This window comes from Dactylosporangium sp. NPDC050588 (assembly GCF_040654975.1).
GTDB classification, from domain to species: Bacteria; Actinomycetota; Actinomycetes; order Mycobacteriales; family Micromonosporaceae; genus Dactylosporangium; species Dactylosporangium maewongense.
This window is the reverse complement of sequence record NZ_JBFAJA010000010.1, coordinates 112,324-131,509: the sequence shown is the minus strand read 5'-3', so window position 1 is coordinate 131,509 and position 19,186 is coordinate 112,324. Positions and strand designations below refer to the sequence as shown.

General features: G+C 69.0%; 13 protein-coding genes and 1 pseudogene. 5 read left to right on the top strand and 9 right to left on the bottom strand.

Going from position 1 to position 19,186, the window contains the following annotated elements; all coding sequences use genetic code 11:
* Nucleotides 1-508 precede the first annotated feature (508 nt).
* Nucleotides 509-2,350, bottom strand: coding sequence for a hypothetical protein (locus tag AB0I21_RS09015; RefSeq protein ID WP_360559803.1), 1,842 nt, complete (start codon nucleotides 2,348-2,350; stop codon nucleotides 509-511).
* Between the two features lie 191 nt (nucleotides 2,351-2,541).
* Entirely contained in the window at nucleotides 2,542-3,426 is an 885-nt protein-coding gene (locus tag AB0I21_RS09010; protein WP_360559802.1) for a GNAT family N-acetyltransferase, read from the bottom strand.
* 122 nt (nucleotides 3,427-3,548) lie between these two features.
* Here AB0I21_RS09010 and AB0I21_RS09005 point away from each other — a divergent pair, with 122 nt between their 5' ends.
* Both AB0I21_RS09005 and AB0I21_RS09000 read left to right on the top strand, forming a co-directional pair.
* A complete protein-coding gene (locus tag AB0I21_RS09005) occupies nucleotides 3,549-3,959 on the top strand; it encodes a hypothetical protein (protein ID WP_360559801.1) in 411 nt (136 codons plus the stop codon).
* 142 nt (nucleotides 3,960-4,101) lie between these two features.
* Nucleotides 4,102-5,358 (top strand): alpha/beta hydrolase, encoded by a 1,257-nt coding sequence (locus tag AB0I21_RS09000; RefSeq protein ID WP_360559800.1) that lies wholly within the window; start codon nucleotides 4,102-4,104, stop codon nucleotides 5,356-5,358.
* Here AB0I21_RS09000 and AB0I21_RS08995 read toward each other — a convergent pair.
* From AB0I21_RS08995 to AB0I21_RS08980, 4 genes are all read right to left on the bottom strand, one after another.
* Nucleotides 5,351-7,543, bottom strand: coding sequence for a CHAT domain-containing protein (locus tag AB0I21_RS08995; RefSeq protein ID WP_360559799.1), 2,193 nt, complete (start codon nucleotides 7,541-7,543; stop codon nucleotides 5,351-5,353). The genes AB0I21_RS09000 and AB0I21_RS08995 overlap by 8 nt on opposite strands.
* A complete protein-coding gene (locus AB0I21_RS08990) occupies nucleotides 7,540-10,860 on the bottom strand; it encodes a hypothetical protein (protein ID WP_360559798.1) in 3,321 nt (1,106 codons plus the stop codon). The genes AB0I21_RS08995 and AB0I21_RS08990 overlap by 4 nt, the downstream gene beginning before the upstream one ends.
* A gap of 171 nt (nucleotides 10,861-11,031) precedes the next feature.
* The gene (locus AB0I21_RS08985) at nucleotides 11,032-13,011 is read right to left on the bottom strand and encodes a CHAT domain-containing protein (protein WP_360559797.1); all 1,980 of its coding nucleotides are present in this window, start codon (nucleotides 13,009-13,011) and stop codon (nucleotides 11,032-11,034) included.
* 247 nt (nucleotides 13,012-13,258) lie between these two features.
* Nucleotides 13,259-13,477 carry a hypothetical protein gene (locus AB0I21_RS08980; RefSeq protein ID WP_360559796.1) on the bottom strand — a complete coding sequence of 73 codons (219 nt, stop codon included), beginning with the start codon at nucleotides 13,475-13,477 and terminating at the stop codon, nucleotides 13,259-13,261.
* 441 nt (nucleotides 13,478-13,918) lie between these two features.
* Between AB0I21_RS08980 and AB0I21_RS08975 the strand changes: the two are divergent.
* Nucleotides 13,919-14,734: pseudogene (locus AB0I21_RS08975) on the top strand (ISAs1 family transposase); the annotation flags it as partial.
* A gap of 347 nt (nucleotides 14,735-15,081) precedes the next feature.
* Here the strand turns inward: AB0I21_RS08975 and AB0I21_RS08970 are convergent.
* Together AB0I21_RS08970 and AB0I21_RS08965 are read right to left on the bottom strand one after the other, a co-directional pair.
* Nucleotides 15,082-16,092: a hypothetical protein gene (locus tag AB0I21_RS08970; protein WP_360559843.1), complete on the bottom strand. Its 1,011-nt coding sequence runs from the start codon at nucleotides 16,090-16,092 to the stop codon at nucleotides 15,082-15,084.
* 196 nt (nucleotides 16,093-16,288) lie between these two features.
* Nucleotides 16,289-16,978 (bottom strand): hypothetical protein, encoded by a 690-nt coding sequence (locus AB0I21_RS08965; protein ID WP_360559795.1) that lies wholly within the window; start codon nucleotides 16,976-16,978, stop codon nucleotides 16,289-16,291.
* 466 nt (nucleotides 16,979-17,444) lie between these two features.
* Between AB0I21_RS08965 and AB0I21_RS08960 the strand changes: the two genes are divergently transcribed.
* Together AB0I21_RS08960 and AB0I21_RS08955 are read left to right on the top strand one after the other, a co-directional pair.
* Nucleotides 17,445-17,597, top strand: a complete 153-nt coding sequence (locus tag AB0I21_RS08960) for a hypothetical protein (protein ID WP_360559794.1) — start codon at nucleotides 17,445-17,447, stop codon at nucleotides 17,595-17,597.
* Nucleotides 17,598-17,611: 14 nt separating this feature from the next.
* Nucleotides 17,612-18,568 (top strand): hypothetical protein, encoded by a 957-nt coding sequence (locus AB0I21_RS08955; RefSeq protein WP_360559793.1) that lies wholly within the window; start codon nucleotides 17,612-17,614, stop codon nucleotides 18,566-18,568.
* Nucleotides 18,569-18,576: 8 nt separating this feature from the next.
* Here AB0I21_RS08955 and AB0I21_RS08950 read toward each other — a convergent pair whose 3' ends face one another.
* A complete protein-coding gene (locus AB0I21_RS08950) occupies nucleotides 18,577-19,098 on the bottom strand; it encodes a hypothetical protein (protein WP_360559792.1) in 522 nt (173 codons plus the stop codon).
* Between the last annotated feature and the right edge of the window lie 88 nt (nucleotides 19,099-19,186).

Genomic DNA, 19,186 nt, shown 5'->3' with positions numbered 1-19,186 from the left:
GGTGGCTGGGTCCTGCATCCTACGATCTTCGCGCATCGAGGTAACCGCGATGCAACGAGGTCATCGACAAGCTCGATGCGTTCGCCGAGAAGCTCAAACACAAGGCCGACATCAGCGACCTCGCCAAGGCGCCTGGAACGTCGAGACCAAGGTTCAGTAATGGCTCGCCGTGCTTGCCAGCGGCTTCCAACTGCAAGTCGCGATCGGCGTACTCGAGCTCGACCGAGTGCTGGACGCGGCCCAGAGGAACCAGGCGGCCGCACCCGCTCGCGCAGCCCATCGACGGCCACCAGGTGGTCTAGCGAGGCCTTGAACACGCGTGCGTCGCAGCATTGCGGCACGGCGTGACGGGCGGGAGCGGGTCCGACGGCGCTGCACCAACGGGCGATTATTGATACGAGGCGACCACGATCGTGATGCTCGCGCCCGCGCCGCCGGCAAGGTAACAACTAGTACCAAGAGGTGCCGATCGGGCCCGCCGCACCGCCCCAGCCCGTCGCCGCCGCGGCTATCTGTGCGAGGGGAATGGGTCGTCGAGTAGCCAACGGCACCATTGCGCGGGACCGCCCATGGCTTCGATCGGGATACCAAGGGCTCCTGGATAGAGCCGCTCGTAGGCGGCGCTGGTCGCGGCAGCGTCGCGCGGGCTGCAGAGCAACCACGGCGCGGTGACGCGGTAGGGCTCGAGCACGGCGTCGAAGCCGGCGTTGACGATCCGTCCGGTGAGCAGGTCGCGGTCCATCAAGGCCCGCCAGAGCGCCTCTGTGGGCCCGTGGTGGCGATCCTCGCCCCAGCCGTCGCTGTTCGATGTGCTGAACACATCAATTCGAGGGGGCAAGGCGTCGACCGTTACCTCGGCGGCTATCAGCGACACGTCGAGCAGGCGCAACGCATGTGTGCGATGCGTGCCGTTGATGGTGATGACGTGGATCGGTCCGGCGGGCCCGTGGTAGCGGCTCAGGTACAGGTGTCCGCCGTCGGCAAGGATCTCAAGCAATGCTTGCTGCGGATCGTCGGCTGTGAGCAGCTTCTGGATGATCATCCCAACAATTCGCGGCCGGTGCGTGGCAAAGTCGTTCCAGGACGCCGCTCCGCCTCCGGCAATGATCGTGTCGATCGGTACCCAGTCGTTGAGGGCGATCGTGCCGAAGGTGTCCGGGCCGGCGGGCTCGGGCATGAACGACGACGCGGCGCTCGCCAGCGGGCAGCCGAGGTTCAGTGCCGTTGCGCGCTCGTCGATCCGGGTACGGAGTTCGGATTTCTCGGTCGGCCAGGTCTCACGACGCTCCTGCAAGACGTCGATGAGTTGCGCGAGGACGTTGCGATTGCGGCGGACGAAGTCATGGATCGCGTCTGGCGTTTGCAGGTCGTCATAGTTCACGCGGCGGGTGTGGGGCGCGGCCGGCGGCGTGGTGGTCCAGTCGATGCGGGGACGTTGACCGGGCGGGTCGGATAGTCCGGCGAGCATCTCGTGGACCGCCTCGGTTGAGATGGCGATGCCGGCCGCGCGCCGGCCGTCGTCGGCGACTGCGGTGAACCCGTTGGCGCCGTGCGTCGTTGCGGTCCAGCGTTGGGTGGACCGCGTGGCGAGACGCTCGCGCCGCAGCAGAACCTCGTACATTTGTGCGGCCCAAGCAACATCGTCATCATCGGGCGGGGAATCCGCCGGTCCGTTGGTTGCGGCATCCGCCGCTCGCGTCGGCGGCCCGTTGGGACGATCCGCCGCCGGTCCGGTCGCGGCCGGCGCCGGGCCGACAACCGTGATGGCTGGAGCCGTAGGCGGTCGCCGTAGTACGGGTATGGACAGCAGGCACCAGCACAGACCACCGACGCCGCCGGCGATCCAGCGTCCGGATGTGGCGGTGCCGGCGGTGATCATGGCCGTTCCGGCCGCGCCGTACAGCACCCACCCGATCCGAGCGCCCAATGAACGGAACGCACTGAACAGCACCAGGACCCCGCCGGTGAGCCACCAGGTCCACCACAGTGTGTCTGCGTCCACCGGCAGAGCGGCGGCGTGCTCGTTGAGGTAGCGGTTCACCGGGTCGAGCACGACACGCGCCAACGCTTGCTCCCGGCCCCAGCCGGTGAGTTTGGCCACGCCGATGCCGATACCACGCATCAGCGGAACCACAACGATGGCTAGAACCACGGTTGCGGCCAAGACGATGAACAGTTTGAGCCAGGTTGGTGGCCAGTCCCTGTGTTCACGATCGCGAGCCTGTCGCCACATTGATTCGGCCGCTGCAACCACGACACTGCCTGCCTCTGCAAGCCACGACTCCGAAGCACCCTTCAGAGGTTCTCCGTCGGGCCGCTCCGGTGCCGCCGCGTCACTGCGCTCGTCCACTACCGGTTCTCCCTGCATCTAGAGATGTAGATGTATAAACAGCAGCCACCCGATGTCGCGGCGCCGTGGTCAGATGGCTTCGCGCACCAGACAGCGGCGTTCGCAGAAGACCCGCCGATGGTCCGAACGCCTTTGCTTCGAGAAGCGTCCGGGCACGGTGTTGACGGCCGCAGTCGGCGGCGAAGCGCTAGTCAGGACTCGGCCGCCGTGCCGCCACGGCGCGGTGTCGGGATCGCGCGTTCCCGCCGCCGTTCCGCATCTGACGGGCGATGTCGGATGAAGACCCGTTCCTCAGCGTCGGACCGAACGTCCGCGTGCACGCCGAACACCACCCACGGATCCCATCCGGCGCCTGGGGCAAGAACGTCGAAGCCCTGGGAGCGGTAGAACCGCTCGAGCTGCTCGGTGTCCGGCGCCTGCCCGTACACGATCAGGTAGCCGGCATGGTCGAACAGTTGCCAGCAGCGGCGCAACAGTTCCCCGCCAACGCCTCGACCGCGAAACTCCTCGGCCACCGCGAGCGCCCGGATACGAGCGATGCCGAGCGTGCCGGACAGCAAGATCTGCGTCACCTGCTGCCGGCCGACAGCGGCGCGCCGACTCTGGTCGGTCAACTGGTGGATCACGTTGATGGGCGGATTGGCGAGCACGACGCCGACCACCCCGCGCGCCGGGTGCTCCGCGACCAGGACCAGCGTCACCTGCTGCAGCGGCACTACGGAATCGCCGCCCTGGTGGCTGAAGAACTGGCCGGCCATATGCCGCAGCATCGCGTCGCGCCCCTCACGAACCGCGACGCGCAGCGCGCCCGCCATGACGCCCGTCTCTACCGCATCGGCTACCTCGGGCTCAAGCAGTACACCTGTCAACGGCAGCAGCCTCCGTATGGCCGGCAATTCCTCCGCGCGGGCCAGCCGAATCAGCAGCGCGCCGTCGTCGACCCGCCACCCCTCACGCATGTGCTGTTCGGTCAGGTCCCCGCCCGAGCGGCGCTCACCCCCGGGCGACAGCCTGCCAGCTGGGATCGGGTGGCGGATTCGCTCGCGGCGGCGTGCCCGGCTGCTGCGTTTGCTCACAGGTGCCCCTTCCAGTTCGACCCATCACCGAAGGCCACCATACAGATACGGTACGACACTTTTCGATGTCCGCTTCGGCGGTCCCACTGGCTAGCGCGTCAGTGCAAGGCGGGTTGCCCTCTGTGCCAACCGGCGTCGTCGGTGACCTTAAGAACCTGATCTTTGCGGCGAACGGGCCCAACCGAAGATCGTCTTCCGTGACGCGGTCAACAAACGACCTCGACATTGTGGAGAACGAGCAGTACTGCCTGGTCTACGACCGGCCATTGGGTCCTAACGGACTCACCTGGAAGGAGCTCATCGATTGGTGGGCCGATCGGGAAGGCTTGACCGGCCGATCGTCGACAGACGTCTCCCGGAGCCTTTACAGCCGGCTGGATCAGTCCTTACGCGGCAATGACGCCGAGCGACGGATCCTGCGCACCTACGCCGAACAGTACGTGCGATTTGGCTCCGACATCCCAGCGTTGATCCCGCAGGTGTACACCACCCCGCCCGAGAACAGCGCCGCCGGCTACGTCGAACGGATGTGATCTGGGTCCAAGGAGGAGTCCAAGGTCAGGGGTCAGCGCCCCGGGCTGCGGACACTGGCGGGTCGGGGCATTGATCGAGACGTTCGGACAAAACGGCGCCGGAGCTGGGCCGGCGCACGGGTGTAAATGACAGAATCCGCGTATGGACAGCTCCCGGCTTTTGGTCGATGCGATCGCACTGGCGTGGCCGGAGCTGCTGGCGCTGCCGGACCTCGGCCCGGACGGCGTGGCGGCACTCGAGTCGGCGCTGCTGCCGGCGCTGCGCGAGCTTGAGTCCACCGGGACAGTCGAGGCCGAGTACACCGTCGAGGACGCGTTCGCCTCCTGGCCTGCGGCCTGGGCGCGTGTGCGGCAGCTGGCCGCCGTATTGCTGGAGGCCGACCTCACTCGCGGCCCTGGTATCCCCGGCGCCGTCGCGCACGAGCGGTATGTCGAGGTGCCCGTCCACTACGCCACCGACCGCGCCGCCACCGGCCGCACCGAGCCCGAGCGGCGCTTCGGCGGCGATCGTGGTGAGCTGTCGTTCGGGGTGGCCTGTGTCAGCATCCCCGACGACCACCGCATGGGCGGCCTGGAAAAGCCCCAGCTGTGGCGTCTGCAGTTCCGTCCGGACCCCGCGAAGCACGTCGTGCTGCTTGGCGTCGATCCGCTGGACCGGGCCGCGTTCACTGTCCGGACGAGCGCCGCGATCGCGGGCGGCGACCTCCTGCTATTCGTGCACGGCTACAACGTCGCGTTCGCCGACGCCGCCCGCCGGGCCGCCCAGATCGCCTACGACCTCAACTTTCCCGGCGTACCGATGCTGTACAGCTGGCCGTCACGAGCCCAGCTGCACGCTTACGTCGCCGACCAGAACAACGCCGACGAGACCGCAGGGCACTTCGCGGACTTCCTGGACCTCGCGCTCACCGGTGTCGGCGCGGGGCGCGTGCACGCCATTGCTCACAGCATGGGCAACCGGGTCCTTACTGACGGCCTGGCCACTCTCGGTCCGGACGCGGCCAGGCACCTGGGCCAGGTCGCCTTCGCCGCGCCGGACGTCGACGCCTCGTCCTTCACCCAGCAAGCCGCCCGCTTCGCCGGCCGCGCGACCGGCTACACCTTGTACGCCTCGTCCAACGATGAAGCGCTGCGCGCGTCGCAGATGGTGCAGGGCTACCCCCGCGCCGGCCAGGCAGGTCCGGACATCCTGGTCGTCGACGGCGTGGACACTATCGACGCGTCGCTGTTGGAGACCGGCCTGATGGGCCATGCCTACTTCGGCGACCGCACCTCGGTGCTGTCCGACCTGTTCGACCTCATCCGCCACGGCCACCCGCCGGCCGAGCGGTTCGGCCTGCGCGGGCGGAAGAACCGTGCGGGCCGCGACTACTGGCTGTTCAGCGCCCTGGCTAACTGACTGGCCCGTCGGCCGCGTTCACCGGGCAGGGACCGGCGGAGGCCGCCAGAACTTCGCCGACGAGCGCCGCCGCTGGGGCGCCGAGCGCGACCATGAGAGCTTCGCCGCGCTCGCCGGCGACCACTCGCGCTAATACCGGCGCAACCTCCATCCACAGTGGACCGCCGAGCGGACTGCCGAGGATCTCGCTGAGCAGTCCGGTCTCCGCCTCGTCGGCCCCGCTGGCAGACCGGGCCAGCGCTTCGACAACGGCGGCCCGCTGCGGGCCGAACGGCCCCACCGCAGCACCACCGGCGTCGACAGCGGACCGTCGGGCGAAGCCGATGACCTGCTCGGCGAGCGCCAGCAGGCGCGGTGAGCCACCTGCGGCTTTGAGCACGCCGCGGGCGAATGCGCGGCTGGCCTCCGCGTCCGGTGCTCCGTCAGGGGAATGCAGCAGTTCGCCGAGGCATGGCTTCTCGCAACAGAGCATCACGGCATCCTCGTCACGCAGCGGGCCGACGTCCTCGTGGTGCAGCGCCGTCACGGCCGCTGTCGGCAGCACCCGGCTGGTCAGAATCGTCCGGGACCGGCCGCCGATACCGGTCAGCACGCCGACGAGACGCTGGATCTTTTCGTCGCGCCAGTCCCCGGCGTCGGTGAGCAGCGCCTCCACACCGTCCAAGGCGATGAGGTACGTCTCGGTCTGCAGCAGGTGCTGCACTCGGCCGACGATGCGGTCGAAGTCCGGGGCCTCGTCGTCGGGGTGGTGCAGGTCCAACTGCTCGACGAGCGCCGCGGTCAGGCTTGCGCGCATCGCGGCGAGCTCGGCGGGGTTGCCGAGGGCGCACCACCACATCACCTTGCTGAACCGCTCGCGGCGCTCGTAGGCGAGCTCGAGCGCGCAGGTGGTTTTGCCGACGCCGGCCGGGCCGATGAGCAACACTCCGGCGACGCCGCTGTCCGGGGTGAGGCTGAAGTTGGCGTTGGCGAGCGCATCGACGTGTCCGACGAGGGCCGTCGCCTCAGGTTGCACGAACGGATACTCCGGCAGCGGCTTCAGCGGCCGGCCGCTGGGCTTGAGGAACAGGTCGACGGCGGTCCGGCCGAACAGCGCAGGCGTCGACACCGACAGGGGCGGACGCAGCAGCGATGGCGGCCCGGCGAGGTATTTCGGCAGCTTCAGCGCGACCGCCCGCGTCACCGGGTTCTTGGACGTCAAAACCGAGGAGTAGAAGTCCCGGGCGAACGTGATCGCGAAGTCATCGACGACGGGGTACCGCATGGCCAGTACGGCCACGTCGAGCTCGCGGACGAGACCGTGGATCAGCTCGCGGATCGGGAACGCGCCATCGTCCGGCCGCGCGTCGAGCTCCAGCGTCAGATCCGCCGCGACAGCGTCGAGGCCGATGGTGTGCAGGGCGGCGACCGCGTCGGCGCCGGAGCGGTAGGCGGACAGCACGACAAGTTTGAGCCGCTTCCGGGCCGGGCGCAGCACGGCGATGAGCTCCTCCAGCGTGAGCCGCTCGGGGCGGCCGTCGGGGCCCTCGAGCCAGAAGCCCGGCATGGTGCCGCCGCAGCACAGGTGCAGCACGTCCCAGCTCTCGTATTCCTCGACGGCCTCCTGCAGCGATTCCCGGGTGACTCCGTACTGCATGATGCGCAGATCGACGCGGAGCTTCCCGCCGATGCGCTGCAGGTGCTGGGCCAGTTCGTAGCGCTCCCGGCGGAACTGCAGCAACGTGCCGGCGCGCGGGGTGGAGAACAGACCCAGGATCCGCAGCTCGTCGGTGACGGGCGTCTTTGCGGCGGGACCGCCGGACGTACCATCGTCAAGCTCGTAGACGAACGTCGTGTAGCTTTCGGTCGCCGCGAACGGCAGCTCCAGCGGCAGACCGTAGAGGAATGCGGAGTCCTGCTCCAGCCGGACGCGCACGGTCGATCCGGACACCCGCTCGGCGATCGCCGGCCCCAGGACCTCCGCGCGGATCCAGTCGCCGATGTCGGCCACCAGCTTCGCCGCGGGTGTGTCCTGCGGTTCGTGCACCCAGCGGTACAAGTCCCGGAACGCCTCGTACTGCCACGACGCTCCATCGAGCTCGACGTCGTGGTCGAGGACGGCGACGCCGGCATCGTCGGTGAGCACCCACCGCCACCGGGTGTCGCTGGCGACGTCGTGGGTGCGCAGCATGTAGACGTCGCTCACAACGCCCCCAGGATGATGGGCAGCGTCGGCGTCGAGTGCAGCTCATCGCCGGACCTGCCGGCCTCCTTGGCTCCGGCGATCACGTCCGCGAACAGCGCGGTCTGCCGGTCCGGGTCCGGCGCCAGCAGAGTGAGCAGGTCGGCGAAGCGCACGCCGTCGGCGGACTGGACCCGGCTGACGCACACGTCGATGCTGCCCGGCAGGTCCACATCACCGTGGACCCGCAGGTCTGCGGCGAGCGCCCGCACGGTGGCGGCCAGGGGCCCGTGCCGCCCGGTCGCCAGCAGGAGCATGCCGGCCGCGATGCGGTGCGCGGAGGCGAGGGCAAACGGCGAGCGGTCGGCGACCAGGTATCGGGCGAGATTGTGGTGCCCGGCGGCGACGTTGTTCGGCTCGGCACCGGAGTAGGTGAGCCTCAGAGCATCCAGGGCGAGGACCCGCGCGTCGTGCCGGTCGCCGGCCAGCGCCGCTATTTCCGCCTGTGCGCTGTAGGCGGCGCCGAGCGCGCGCAGGTCATGGGTCTGCTCGAAGATATCGAGGCACTCTTTCAGCAGCCGCCGGGCCCCGTCGTGGTCGCCGGTACGCAGCAGCGGAGTGCAGGCGTTGAACTGGACCCACGCCCGCTCGTGTCGGCTCGCGCCGCGGCGGCTCAGGCTCGCGACGATCGCCTCGTTGAGGCGCAGCGCGAGCGGCCATCGGTCCAGGCTGACGGCCGCGTTGTACGCCACGCGCAGCAGGGCCTCGGTGGCCCGCGACGGCGTGGTGGCGCCGGCGATCGAAGGGTCAGCCAGCGGCCACCTCTGGATCCGGCCCGCGAGGTTGACGGCGCCGTGAAGTGCGGGCACCAGCTCGCCGCGGGCGCCCTGGATGTGCAGTCCGAGGCACCTGGTGGTGACTTGGTCCCACACCCCATGTACGAGGCGGTTGCGCTCGCCGACGAGGTCCGCCGCGGCGGTGAACTCACCGCGCTCGCACAGCACCGTGGCCAGGTCCGTGGCTACGGCGGCGGCGACGTGGTCCAGGCCCTCCGCACGGGCCGCCTGGTAGAGGTGCTGGAGGCGGTCGCGGGCCTGGGCGGGTTCACGGCGGGCGAGGATCTGCGCCTCGAGGGCCTCGGCCGGCACCCGTACCACCGGCTCCGGGTCCCGGGCGATGATCCTGGCCAGGTGGCCCAGCAGCGCGAAGGTGACGGCCGGCTGCCGGTCGCGCTGGTCGACGCTGCGCATCAACCGCAGCGCCTCGTCGTATTGTTCGCCGCGAACCTGGTACGGCAGGGCCCGCAGCGCCGCCTCAGGAGTTTCGTCGCCGTCGTGACCCTCGTGGAGGAGCCGCTCGAATGCCTCGCTCCAGTAGTTCGCGAGGACCCGGTTGACGAGCCGGGCAACGTGGGCCGGCATTGCGGTGCAGACGAGTTTGGCCAGGGGGCTCGGCAGGCGCAAGGTGGACAGCTCGTCGGCGGGCTCCTCGGGTTCGACGACCTCGACCATCCGGCTGGCGAGCAGCGGCGCGAGCGCGTCGCGGAACGGAGGCGGGGCGTCCGGCGCGAACTCGTCGCCGAGGCCCACCCAGGCATCGCGGACGATCGTCTCCACGCGGTCATCGTCCTCGATCTGCGCGAGCAATTGCAGTAGCAGTCGCGCCGCCTGCGGGAGTGCCTCGAGCAGGATCCGGGTCCAGTCGGCGAGCAGCTCGGCGCTGAATGGTGCGTCGGTAGTCGGCTCGTCGCCGATGCGCAGCAAATTGGTCGACAGCGCGCCAGTGTCCGCGGAGGCGGCGTCGAGCAGCTCGAGCAGCTTCGGCAGCCCGCCGCTGCGCACCAGCACCCGCCGGGACAGTTCGGGATCTTCGCGGAAGAGCTTGCCGAGCCTGGGCAGCTCCCGAGCCAGCAGCGCCGACTCGCCGGCCGACAGCGGGTCGAGCCGGCAGCGCAGCGGCCTGCGTGTCAGGTCGGCCGGCACCGTCTGGCTGGTCATCAGCACCCGCGATTGCCCGCCGTGGTCGAGCAGCGCGCCGACGAGCTGGCGCAGCAGCGGCTCCTGCCATTGACCGTCGTCGTCCAGCAGCGCGTCGACGTTGTCGAGCACGACGAGCACCGGCCGGTCGCGCAATACAGCGCGCAGCTGTGGCAGGAATCGGCGCAGGTGCGGTTCGCCGCTGGCGGCCTGCACCACCGGCAGGCCGAGTCCCTGCTCGAGCGCGAACGCGAGCGCGACGGCGGCCGGGTGACCGGGGATCCCGGGGGCGGCCTGCCACCAGATCAGGGCCTGGTAGCGGTCCTGGTGCTGGTAGGCGACCTCGATCGCGCATGCGGTCTTGCCGACGCCGAACCGGCCGAGGAACAGCACGCCGGGCAGTCCGCTGTCGGCGGCGAGGGCTGCGCCAGCCGCGATGACCTGTTCGGTGCGGCCGGTGAAGCGCGCCGGCCGCTCCGGAAATCCGTCGAGGTGCCGAAGATCGGGCTCGGCCTCGGCGGGGCCGTCCGGGACGAGCAGCGGCGTGGTGTCGCCGATGACGATCGCGCTGTGCTGCACGGCGTCGGCCGCGGCGTCGTGCAGGGCTCGGTCGATGCTCACGTTGCCGTCGCCGAGTAGTCCCTCGTAGAAGGTGCCGACGAAGGCGTTGCTGAGTTCGGCGGTGATCGGGTAGCGCATCGTCACAACGGCGGCGCCGAGCTTGCGGTGCGCCAGCGCGGCCCAGCCGATCGGGTCGCCGTGGTGCCAGCCTGGGCCCCGGTACTCCTCCGGGGTCTGCTCGCCGGACAGGCCGAGCCAGTCCAGGGTTTCGGCGAGGGATTCACGGTCACTGTGGCAGCGGCTGACAACGACGAGTTGCAGCCGGTCGCTTGTCGGGCGCAGCAGCTGGAGCACGCTTTCGCTGTCGACGAGGTCCGGACCGCCGCCAGGGCGTTCGAGCACGATGCCGTCGGTGCGGCCATGCGCGCTGAGGTGCAGCACGTCCCAGCCGGGGAACTCCTCGATTGTCTCGCGCAACTGGTCGCGGGTTAGGCCGGGCTGCAGCACCCGCAGTTCGACGGCCTTGCCGTGCTGGGTGGCGGCTGCCCGTACCACCCGGGTGAGGGTCTGCTGCTCGCGGCGGACGCTGTGGCTGAGTGCGGGCTCGGTCGCTGCGATCATCAGGATCCGCAGCCGGTCGATTGGCCGGTGCGCCCGGTACGACGGCCCATCGGGCAATTCGTAGGCGATCGGGACGGAGATGCCGAGCTCCAGCGGCAGCCGCAGGACGCTCGGTGGCGCCACGATGCGCAGGGCGTGCGGGCGTTCGCGCCGGATTTCCTCGACGAGTTCAGGTCCCAGCACCCGATCAGAGATCCAGGCCGCGGTCGCTGACCGCTGGCCGTGCTCACCGCGCCAGCCGGTCTCGGGGCCGTGCGGATCGAAGACTGCCCGGCAATGATGGCCGCGGAATAACCACCGCCAGTGGCCGGGCATGGTCTCCTCGGCGCGCAGTTCCATCTCGTTGCCGCCCATTCAAGCTCCCTCTCCATGCAGCGCGCGCTGCAGGTGGCCGGCGATCGTGTCCCAGTCGTCGCCCGCGTCGATGCGGGCCACCAACGTCTCGTGCAGGCGCTGGTCGGCTGCCTCGCCCGGGTCGGCCGAAACGCCCGAGCTGCTGCGGGTTGCCCGATCGGCAAGTGTCAGCAACATCGGATGGCCGCCGGCCAGGGTCAGCATCCGTCGGGCCTGCGCGCCGCCGATGCCGGGCGCCGCCGGGTCCCGCTGCATGACAGCCTGCAATTCCTCCAGCAGCGTCAGCCGCCCCACCGGCAGTACGCGCAACCGCCGGGCGTCCAGGCCCGGCGGAGTTACGTCGCCGGTGAGGATGAGCCGGGAGTCGCCGCCGTGGCCGGTGAGGGTGTCGAAGATGTCCGACCACAGCGGCGCGCGCCACCCGGCCTGGGCGGTGAGCAGCGCGCCGGCATCGTCAAGCACGAGCAGGAGCGAGCTCTCGCGCAGCAACCGGCGCAGCGCCGGCAGGAATGCCGCGAGGTCGGCCGGTCGGGACAGGTCCGGGACGTTGACGATGCCGAGCTGAGTGCGCAGTGTGGCGGCGAGGGCGGTGAAGCCGGCGGTCAGGTCCTCGCCGCGCGGCAGCCGGCACCAGGCCAGGGCGCCGAACCGGTCCTGCAGCTGGTAGGCGAGCTCGAGGGCGCAGCTGGTCGTGCCGGTGCCGCGGCGGCCGAGGAACAGCACGCCGGCGGCGCCGCTGTCCGGGGCGAGCAGCGCGCCGGCCGCGGCGAGCGTCGCGGTGCGCCCGACGAAAATATCCGGTTCCGGGTCGAAGCCAGCCATTCGTACGGCAGCCGGGTCGAGCGACACGGTGCCCGACGGCGGGTTCAGAACCAGGTGCTCGGCCTGGGCGCCGTAAAGCATCGGCACCGCCGCGGACAGTCCCGGGCCGGAGGCCTGGGCCAACGCCTCCGGCAGCGCCAGGGTCAGGGCCCGAGCGACCGGCAACCGCTGTTCCAGCAGCCGCGGGTAGAGTGAACCGGCCAGCGCGGCAGCGAACCGGTCGTTGACGGGATAGCGCATGGCGAGCACGACCGCGTCGAGCTGGCGCACGAACCCCTGGGCCAGACCCTCCACCGGACCGGGGGCCGGGTGCTCGGCGGCGGCGAGGGCCTTCGCTGCCGGGTCTTCGAGGCCAGCGGTGTCCAGCACTTCCGCGGCCGCGGCGGCGCCGGAGTCGCAGACCGCCAGGGTGACGAATTTGAGCCGGCGGCGATCCGGGGTCAGCAGGTCGATGAGCTCGGCGGTAGGCACCGGGTCGGGCGCGCCTGCCGCGTCCTCCAGCACCAGGCTGCCGAGCAGGCCGTGCGCGCTGACGTGCAGGATGTCCCAGCCGGGATACTCCTCGGCGACCGTGCGCAGCCGCTCGCGGGTCACCCCGTACTGCAGGACTCGCAGCTCGACCGATCGGCGTAGCCGCGACTCGATGCGACGCACAGCGGTCGCGAACGCGAACCGCTCCTGCCGCAGGTTCAGCGGTGCCTCGCGGGTCGGTGCCGAGTACAGGGCGAGGATGCGCAGGACGTCGCCGACCGGCTCTTTCAGCCGGGCACCGGCTCCGGGTCCAGATCCGGTGAACTCGTAGACGAGCGTGACGAGGCGGTCGTTCAGCGAGCGGCCCTCTGACGCGGCCAACTCGAGTGGGTAGCCGGTGAGGAATCCAGCCGCGGGCGGCAGCGCGACGACGACCACGACGTCGTCGAGGTAGGCCCATAACGTCGGGCCGAAGATCTCCCGCCCGATCCACTCGCCGAGCGCGGCGATATCGGCGGTCCCGGCCGGTCCAGCAAGCGCGGTCAGGTCGCGCAGGGCTGCGACCTGTGCTGAGGCGGGGTCGAGGTCGACGACCCGGTCGGCGCACGACGCGCCCGTCTCGTCGCTGAGCAGCCAGCGCCACCGGGTGGGGCTCTGGATGTCCGTCGCCGTCAGGACCAGCGCCACGCTTGAACGGCCTCCCTCTCGGTTGAGGCCATCGAATCACGTCACGCCGGCGTGGTGCACGCTGCGCGACGCATCCGGTCCGAACGGTGACCTGGGCTGGCCGCCCGGCCGGCTCGGGTGAGCCGGCCGGGCGGGCTGTCCCAGCATTCCGCGGCATGTCGCCGGACGAGACGTGGACCGCTTGGTGGTGCGGGGCACGTTGCCTGCGGGCACAAGGGCGGAGCCCGGCGGCCCAAGCGCACGTAGATCACCGAGTGGTCGTGCAACAGACGCGACGACAAGTACGCCGCTGCGTCAGCATGGCGAGGACACGTTCCGCCGCGTGCCGGCGGGTGGCGGGCTTCGCGCGGACCGCCGCGACGGCCGCGTACATCGTCGTGCAGCCGTAGCTGCCCGCGAGCACGGCGCCGATCTTGCCGCCGCTCAAGCAATAGCCCACGACGTCGCTAAGGATCTCCATCGTCACCTCCGGGTAGTGGGCCTGCACCAGTCGCCGACCCGGTTCAGTTGTCGCGCCTAGCGACAGTTCCGGCGACGTCCAGCGACCTCCGCGACCGGCATTTGTGCAGCTCAATGCAACTTCTCCGGAGATTCCGGGGAGCGACCGCTCCATCCCGAACTCGGTGGTGTTGGATTGGGCCATAACCTCCACGGGCGACGGTGCCGCGGCGAGACTCGCCGGCGAGCTCCGGCGCCTGTACGCCGCGGCAGGATCGCCGAAGTGGAGCATGATCGTGCGGGCCGCAGCCGGTCGGAAGCCCGCGGTGAAGGTGACCGACTCGTCAATGAAGGCTGGATCAGGGGCAGGCCCATTGCGTAGTCGGGCGGCAGGGCGTTGAACAGGGGTTTTGAAGGGTGATTGGCCTTCGTGGAGGCGAAGGGAGCGGGTGAGGCCGCATCGGTGACCATGGAGTTGCGACGCTTCACGACTCCGAGGAAGACCCACCCGCCGATGGCATCATCTCTCATCTCAGCACTGGCCGTGACGGCACCCGCCTCCATCAGCCCGGTTGCACCGGTCACCGATGGTGAACGCGGTGGCTTGCTGCACGCCCTCGCCGCAGTTCTCGATCCGCGTGACCCACGCGGCGTGCGCTACCCGCTGACCTCGTTGTTGGCGGTTGCGGTCTGCGCCGTCCTGGCGGGGGCGTCATCCTTCGCCGCAATCACGGACTGGTTGCACGACCTGGACGAACACGCTCAGGACAGACTCGGGTTCACCCGCAGGGTACCGGTCGGCAGCACCGTCTGGCGGCTGTTGACCCGCCTCGACGACGGCTGCTCAGCGCCGTTCTTGCCGGTTGGCTCCGCACGCGCACCCCCGGCCGTGACACCGCAAGCGCCGCGATCGACGCGGTACCGCATGGTGATCGCCGTGGACGGCAAGACGCTGCGCGGCGCTCGCCTCGGCGGCGGCCGTCAAGTCCATCTGCTGTCCGCGCTGGACACCAGTACCGGCATAGTCCTTGCCCAGGTCACCGTGGACGCCAAGAGCAATGAGATCCCGGCCTTCGCGCCGCTGCTCGACGCCGTGCAGGCAGCGCTCGGCACCCTTGCCGGCGTGCTGTTCATCGCGGATGCCCTGCACACCCAGACCGGCCACGCCGACGAGGTCACCCGCCGTCATGCGCACCTGATGGTCCAGGTGAAAGCCGACCAGCCGACCTTGTTCAAGCGGCTCAAGCGCCTGCCCTGGGCGCAGATCCCGGCCGGGGACCGGACCCGCGACCGGGGTCACGGTCGCCGCGAGACCCGCGATCGGCTACCACCGCACCGCCGGCGCGACCAACATCGCCCGCGCCACGCGCCAAGCCAACCGCCGCTCACACGACCTGATTGCCGTCGTGACCAGCAGCTATCCGAGAACGCAATGACCCTGGGATCAGGGGCAAGTCGACGCCGAGCGACGCAGCAACGCTCTGGGCGATGGTCGATTACCTGCTCGGTCGCGCAGGCGCCGACTACGAGCCTCGAACACAGGGGCATTGGGAAGCGATGCGGCGACAAGCGAACGCGCCTACATCACCTCGAATGCGACCGATATAGGGACTTACCCCAAATCGGTATCAATTATCTGGCACGCCGCAGGCCGGCAAGACGCCGTACGGTACGCCAAATCGACCCGGCTCGACCTCGCCCCGCTTCGTCGTTTACCGTGTCTTGGCGGGTTTCCAGATCTTCCGTCATCCCTTGCTCTACTAGCCATTCCTCGGTCACGTGCAACAAACGGCGACCCAGCAACTCACCTGTTAGCATCTGCAGGTTCGACGCAGCGATGTCCACGTCCATGCGGCTTGGCCTTTGAAGGTGGCCGTGGACAAGCGCACTCCGAAGGGTGTAGCACTTAGTGAAAAACTTAGCAGGCTCCATGTCCATATACCTGCGGCCACCCAGCACACTCACCAGTCTCCGACCCGCTTGGCCAATCGACTCGCTTTCCAACCACTTCAGGCTGCCTACAATCGACGATACCTCACTCGTCGGCAAGTCAGATCCCTTCACCTGACGAATAAGGTCACGAACGAGAGCCTGCGTCTCAGGTGCGCGAGGTCGAGGTTCCATCAGCGTTTCAAGCGCCATCATGACCATGAGGAGCCGAGCATCAGCTTGCGTCTCAAAGAACGAGGCTCCATATAGCTCAAATGCCAATCTCTCCGCCTGAGTAACGTCAAGGCCCTCCAGCCGTGCGGCTTCAAGGAAAGTCCCCTCTGCCCTGCGTCGACTCGGAAGTACGCGGGCGATGGCCGACGAAGAGAAGAATAGCGGTTTGGGATCGCCGTACACGAGAACACCAGGTCGGTCGTTCATTACCTGCTGACCGTACTGATCCGACAGCATCGCAATACCAAAATCCGACAACCCACCTTCAAAAGCGGGCGAGCGATCGCCGAAGTCCACTCCCATATTAAGGCGGGCGAAGGCCACGTGCAAAATGGATCGCCAGCGCGATCCCGCAGCTTGCGCCTCCCCCGCCGAGGGGTAGCCAATTCCAAATAAGGCCGCATTGGTCGCCTCAATAAGCGGCTCGGCCTCCTTGAGTGACCGCATGTAAACCTGTGACACTCCGTCGTCTTCTAGCACCCAGACCGAGTCTTCAACGGGAAGCCGAGCACCATCTGAGAACCTGAATCGAATCCTGAAGTGGAAGGCCACTAAGCACCCCTTGAGCTCCTGCCGGACGACCTACCATTTCCGGAACCTTTGGCAGCATCAACGCGGATCAGTTGGGCTGTCATTACAGAGCTACAGCCTCGACCCACCACCCGCCGGTGTTCGGTCAGGTCTCGGCGATGATTCGCGAGGTGTCAGGGCCGCAGCTTCTTTGACCGTCCATCAATGCCTGCAACTGCTCGCGAGGGTAGACCTCAACCGCTGTACCAATAGCCATCGTCGTCCTGCCGCGGCCATTGCCCGCACAATTCGCGCACTCGTGGACTGCCTGGTGTGGGTAAACCTGAGGCGGATTTTGTACTTCACCCGTAGCTTCCGCCTGCAGGCGGGCCCCGGCCACGATGCGCGCGTTGACACGCTCGGCAATCTGCGCAGCGACGACCATGCCAGTCTTGTAGAGTGCCAAGGCTTGCGCAGTAACGTCCCGCACCACCTGCTCGGACCGATCGACTTCTCTACCTGACCGTGGATGAAGAAATCTGCTGGCCGTCCCACAGGCACTACAGCGATTCAACGCCACGGCATGCAGCAGTTCGTTACGCAGCTCCGTTACTGCGATCAAGTCCGACAACCAGTCACCCGCTGTGTCGCCGAACAGCTCAGGTTGCGCACTCAGGAGACCTTGGACGGCCCGGGCCGATTGCCTGGTCGTCTTGCCGGTGTCCACTGCGGACGGTCCAGCAGGGTAACCAGCATGGGCGAGGAGACTCAGCATGTCGACCAGCAGCACGCCAAGCGACGCATCGGCGAGGGCAAGGTGGCCCAGGTCCCCGATCCACTCGTTGTCTTTCGTCACCGGCAGAAGATAGCTCGGCGGCCGCGTCTCGACACCGCAATTTGCCGGTCGACGTGCCGTTACTGCCATCTCCAGCACTACCGGTCGCCACACCATCGCCGCTGGCCTGTTTGCGATACCAATAGCGATCCGGCAGCTGTTTTAACTCATCGTCGGAGACCTGGGCTGGTCACCCTTCTCAAGCACTCCAGCCGCAGGCTAGCGTGCGGATAATCGGCCAAGCCAAGTTCTGCCACGAGCTGCGGGCCTGACACGACGATCTCGATCACCCGCAGGTGGCCGAAGCCAGCAGTACCTCTACGGATCCGGAGTTCGGCGAGGACTGCGAGGAACATGTCGACGGTCGGGCCGAGCGTCGGCGCGTGGGCCATGCGCCGCGACGGTCAGCTCGATCCTCGTGGCGGGCGACGGCATGCTCGGCCGGCGGATCAGGAAGTAGGCCAGCTGCCCGCAGGAGATCACGGGCATGGAGCTCATGACGGCGTTCGCGTCGAATCCGGGCTCATCCATCTTCGCCTCGACGTACTGGAAGACCGGCCAGGTGCGGGTGGCGACGACGGCGCCGTTCGGCTGGCGGGAAGGCTGGGAGTACACGCTGCCCGACGGCCGGACGGGCTGACTACCCTCTGCGGTATGGCTGACGATCTTGTGTACGCGGTGCGGCTGTTCGTCCCCGGTACCGCCGCGGACCCGGCCCAATGGCAGGACGCCCTGGGACGGTCCGGCCTGACGCTGGACGGCGACTCGCTCACGTCGCAGCACCTCGGCCTCCGCGCGCTGGCGGAGTGGGTCGCCAACGACGGCTCGTTCGGGGATTCGTTCGGCTACGGCACGGTGACGCCGCAGGAGCAGCGCGCCATTGCCGGTGCCGGCAGCGCGCTGGTGCTGGATCTGCCGGTGTACCTCGGTGCGGCGGCGGACCAGGTGGCGGCGCTGATCGCCGCGCTGGGCGACGCCGGGGCGCTGGGCGTGCGGCTGGAGCAGTCGAAGCTCGGCTGGACCGTCCCGCGCTGGATGCAGGCACTGCAGGGCGGCGACCCGTGGCTGCTGTACCGCAGCACCGTCGTGGTCCTGCAGGACGGCGGAGTGTCGCGCTCCTGCGGCATGCACGCGTTCGGGTTGCCGGACGCGGAGGTCGAGGCCCCGCCCGCCGAGGCCAACCGGCTCCTCGGGGTGTTCAACGTGTACCAGCTGGCCGAAGACCCGGTCCTGGTCACCGGCGACACCTTCCAGCCGGACATGGACACCCCACGCCGCCGCCTCGAACGCTGGCCCGATGCCGGCTACCCGCAGGACCACGCCTGCCACAACCCGTTCGGCGCCTGGCGGCTGGGCCCCGAGGGCGGCGTGGCGGATCCGCGGCGCGAGCTTCGGCTGGTGTTCGTCCCCGCGCTGGTCGCCGTGCTCGCCGCCGCCGAGCGGCAGGCCGGCCGCCCACTGCACCGCGATAAGGTGGAACGCCTCACCAGCGATGGCGCCTGCATCGCGATGCAGTATGGCGACGCGCAGCACCTCGAACGCACCCGCGGCTACGCCGACATCGAGCCGGAACTCGCCTGGAGCCAGTGGCAGGTCCTGCGCTCAGCGTGACGGCAACGTCACCGGGCCATGGTGGGATTCGGCGCGGGCGGCTGCCCATCGCAGCTCACCACGATCTGCACGGTGATCCAGCCGATCCGCTTGTCGGTCAGGCTGAACGCCGGGTGGGCCAGCATCGTCGCGCTGACCGCGATCTGCCGCCGGTCTCGGCTGACGCTCAACGCCATCTTCGGCACACCGTCGCGTTTTGAGGCCGCGCCCTCGAAGGAGGTGCCGCCGCTGTCGCGCAGAGTCAAGCTGACCTGTCTGCCGGTGACTGTGTGTGGTTGGTCAACCCGGCCGTGGACCTCATCGACCTGGAAGGAAACCCCGTCGTCGGCAGCGGCGGCGGACGTACCGAGCAGTCGCCCGCCGCCGAGCCATCGCAGCGTCGACTGATACATCATGCAGGCCACCCGCTGATCCGCCGCCTCGAACGTGAACGTCCCACGCCACGCGCCGCTGACCGTGACGACCGCAGACCCGCCGTAAAACGTCGAAGGATCATTCGACCTGGCCACGAACGGCCGGGCAGCTGGCATCGGCGGCAGCGCCGGTACCGGCGGCTCAGCGTCAGGCGCACCGGACCACACGAGCCGCGCGGCGGCTGAGGCCGCCACCGAAGTCCCG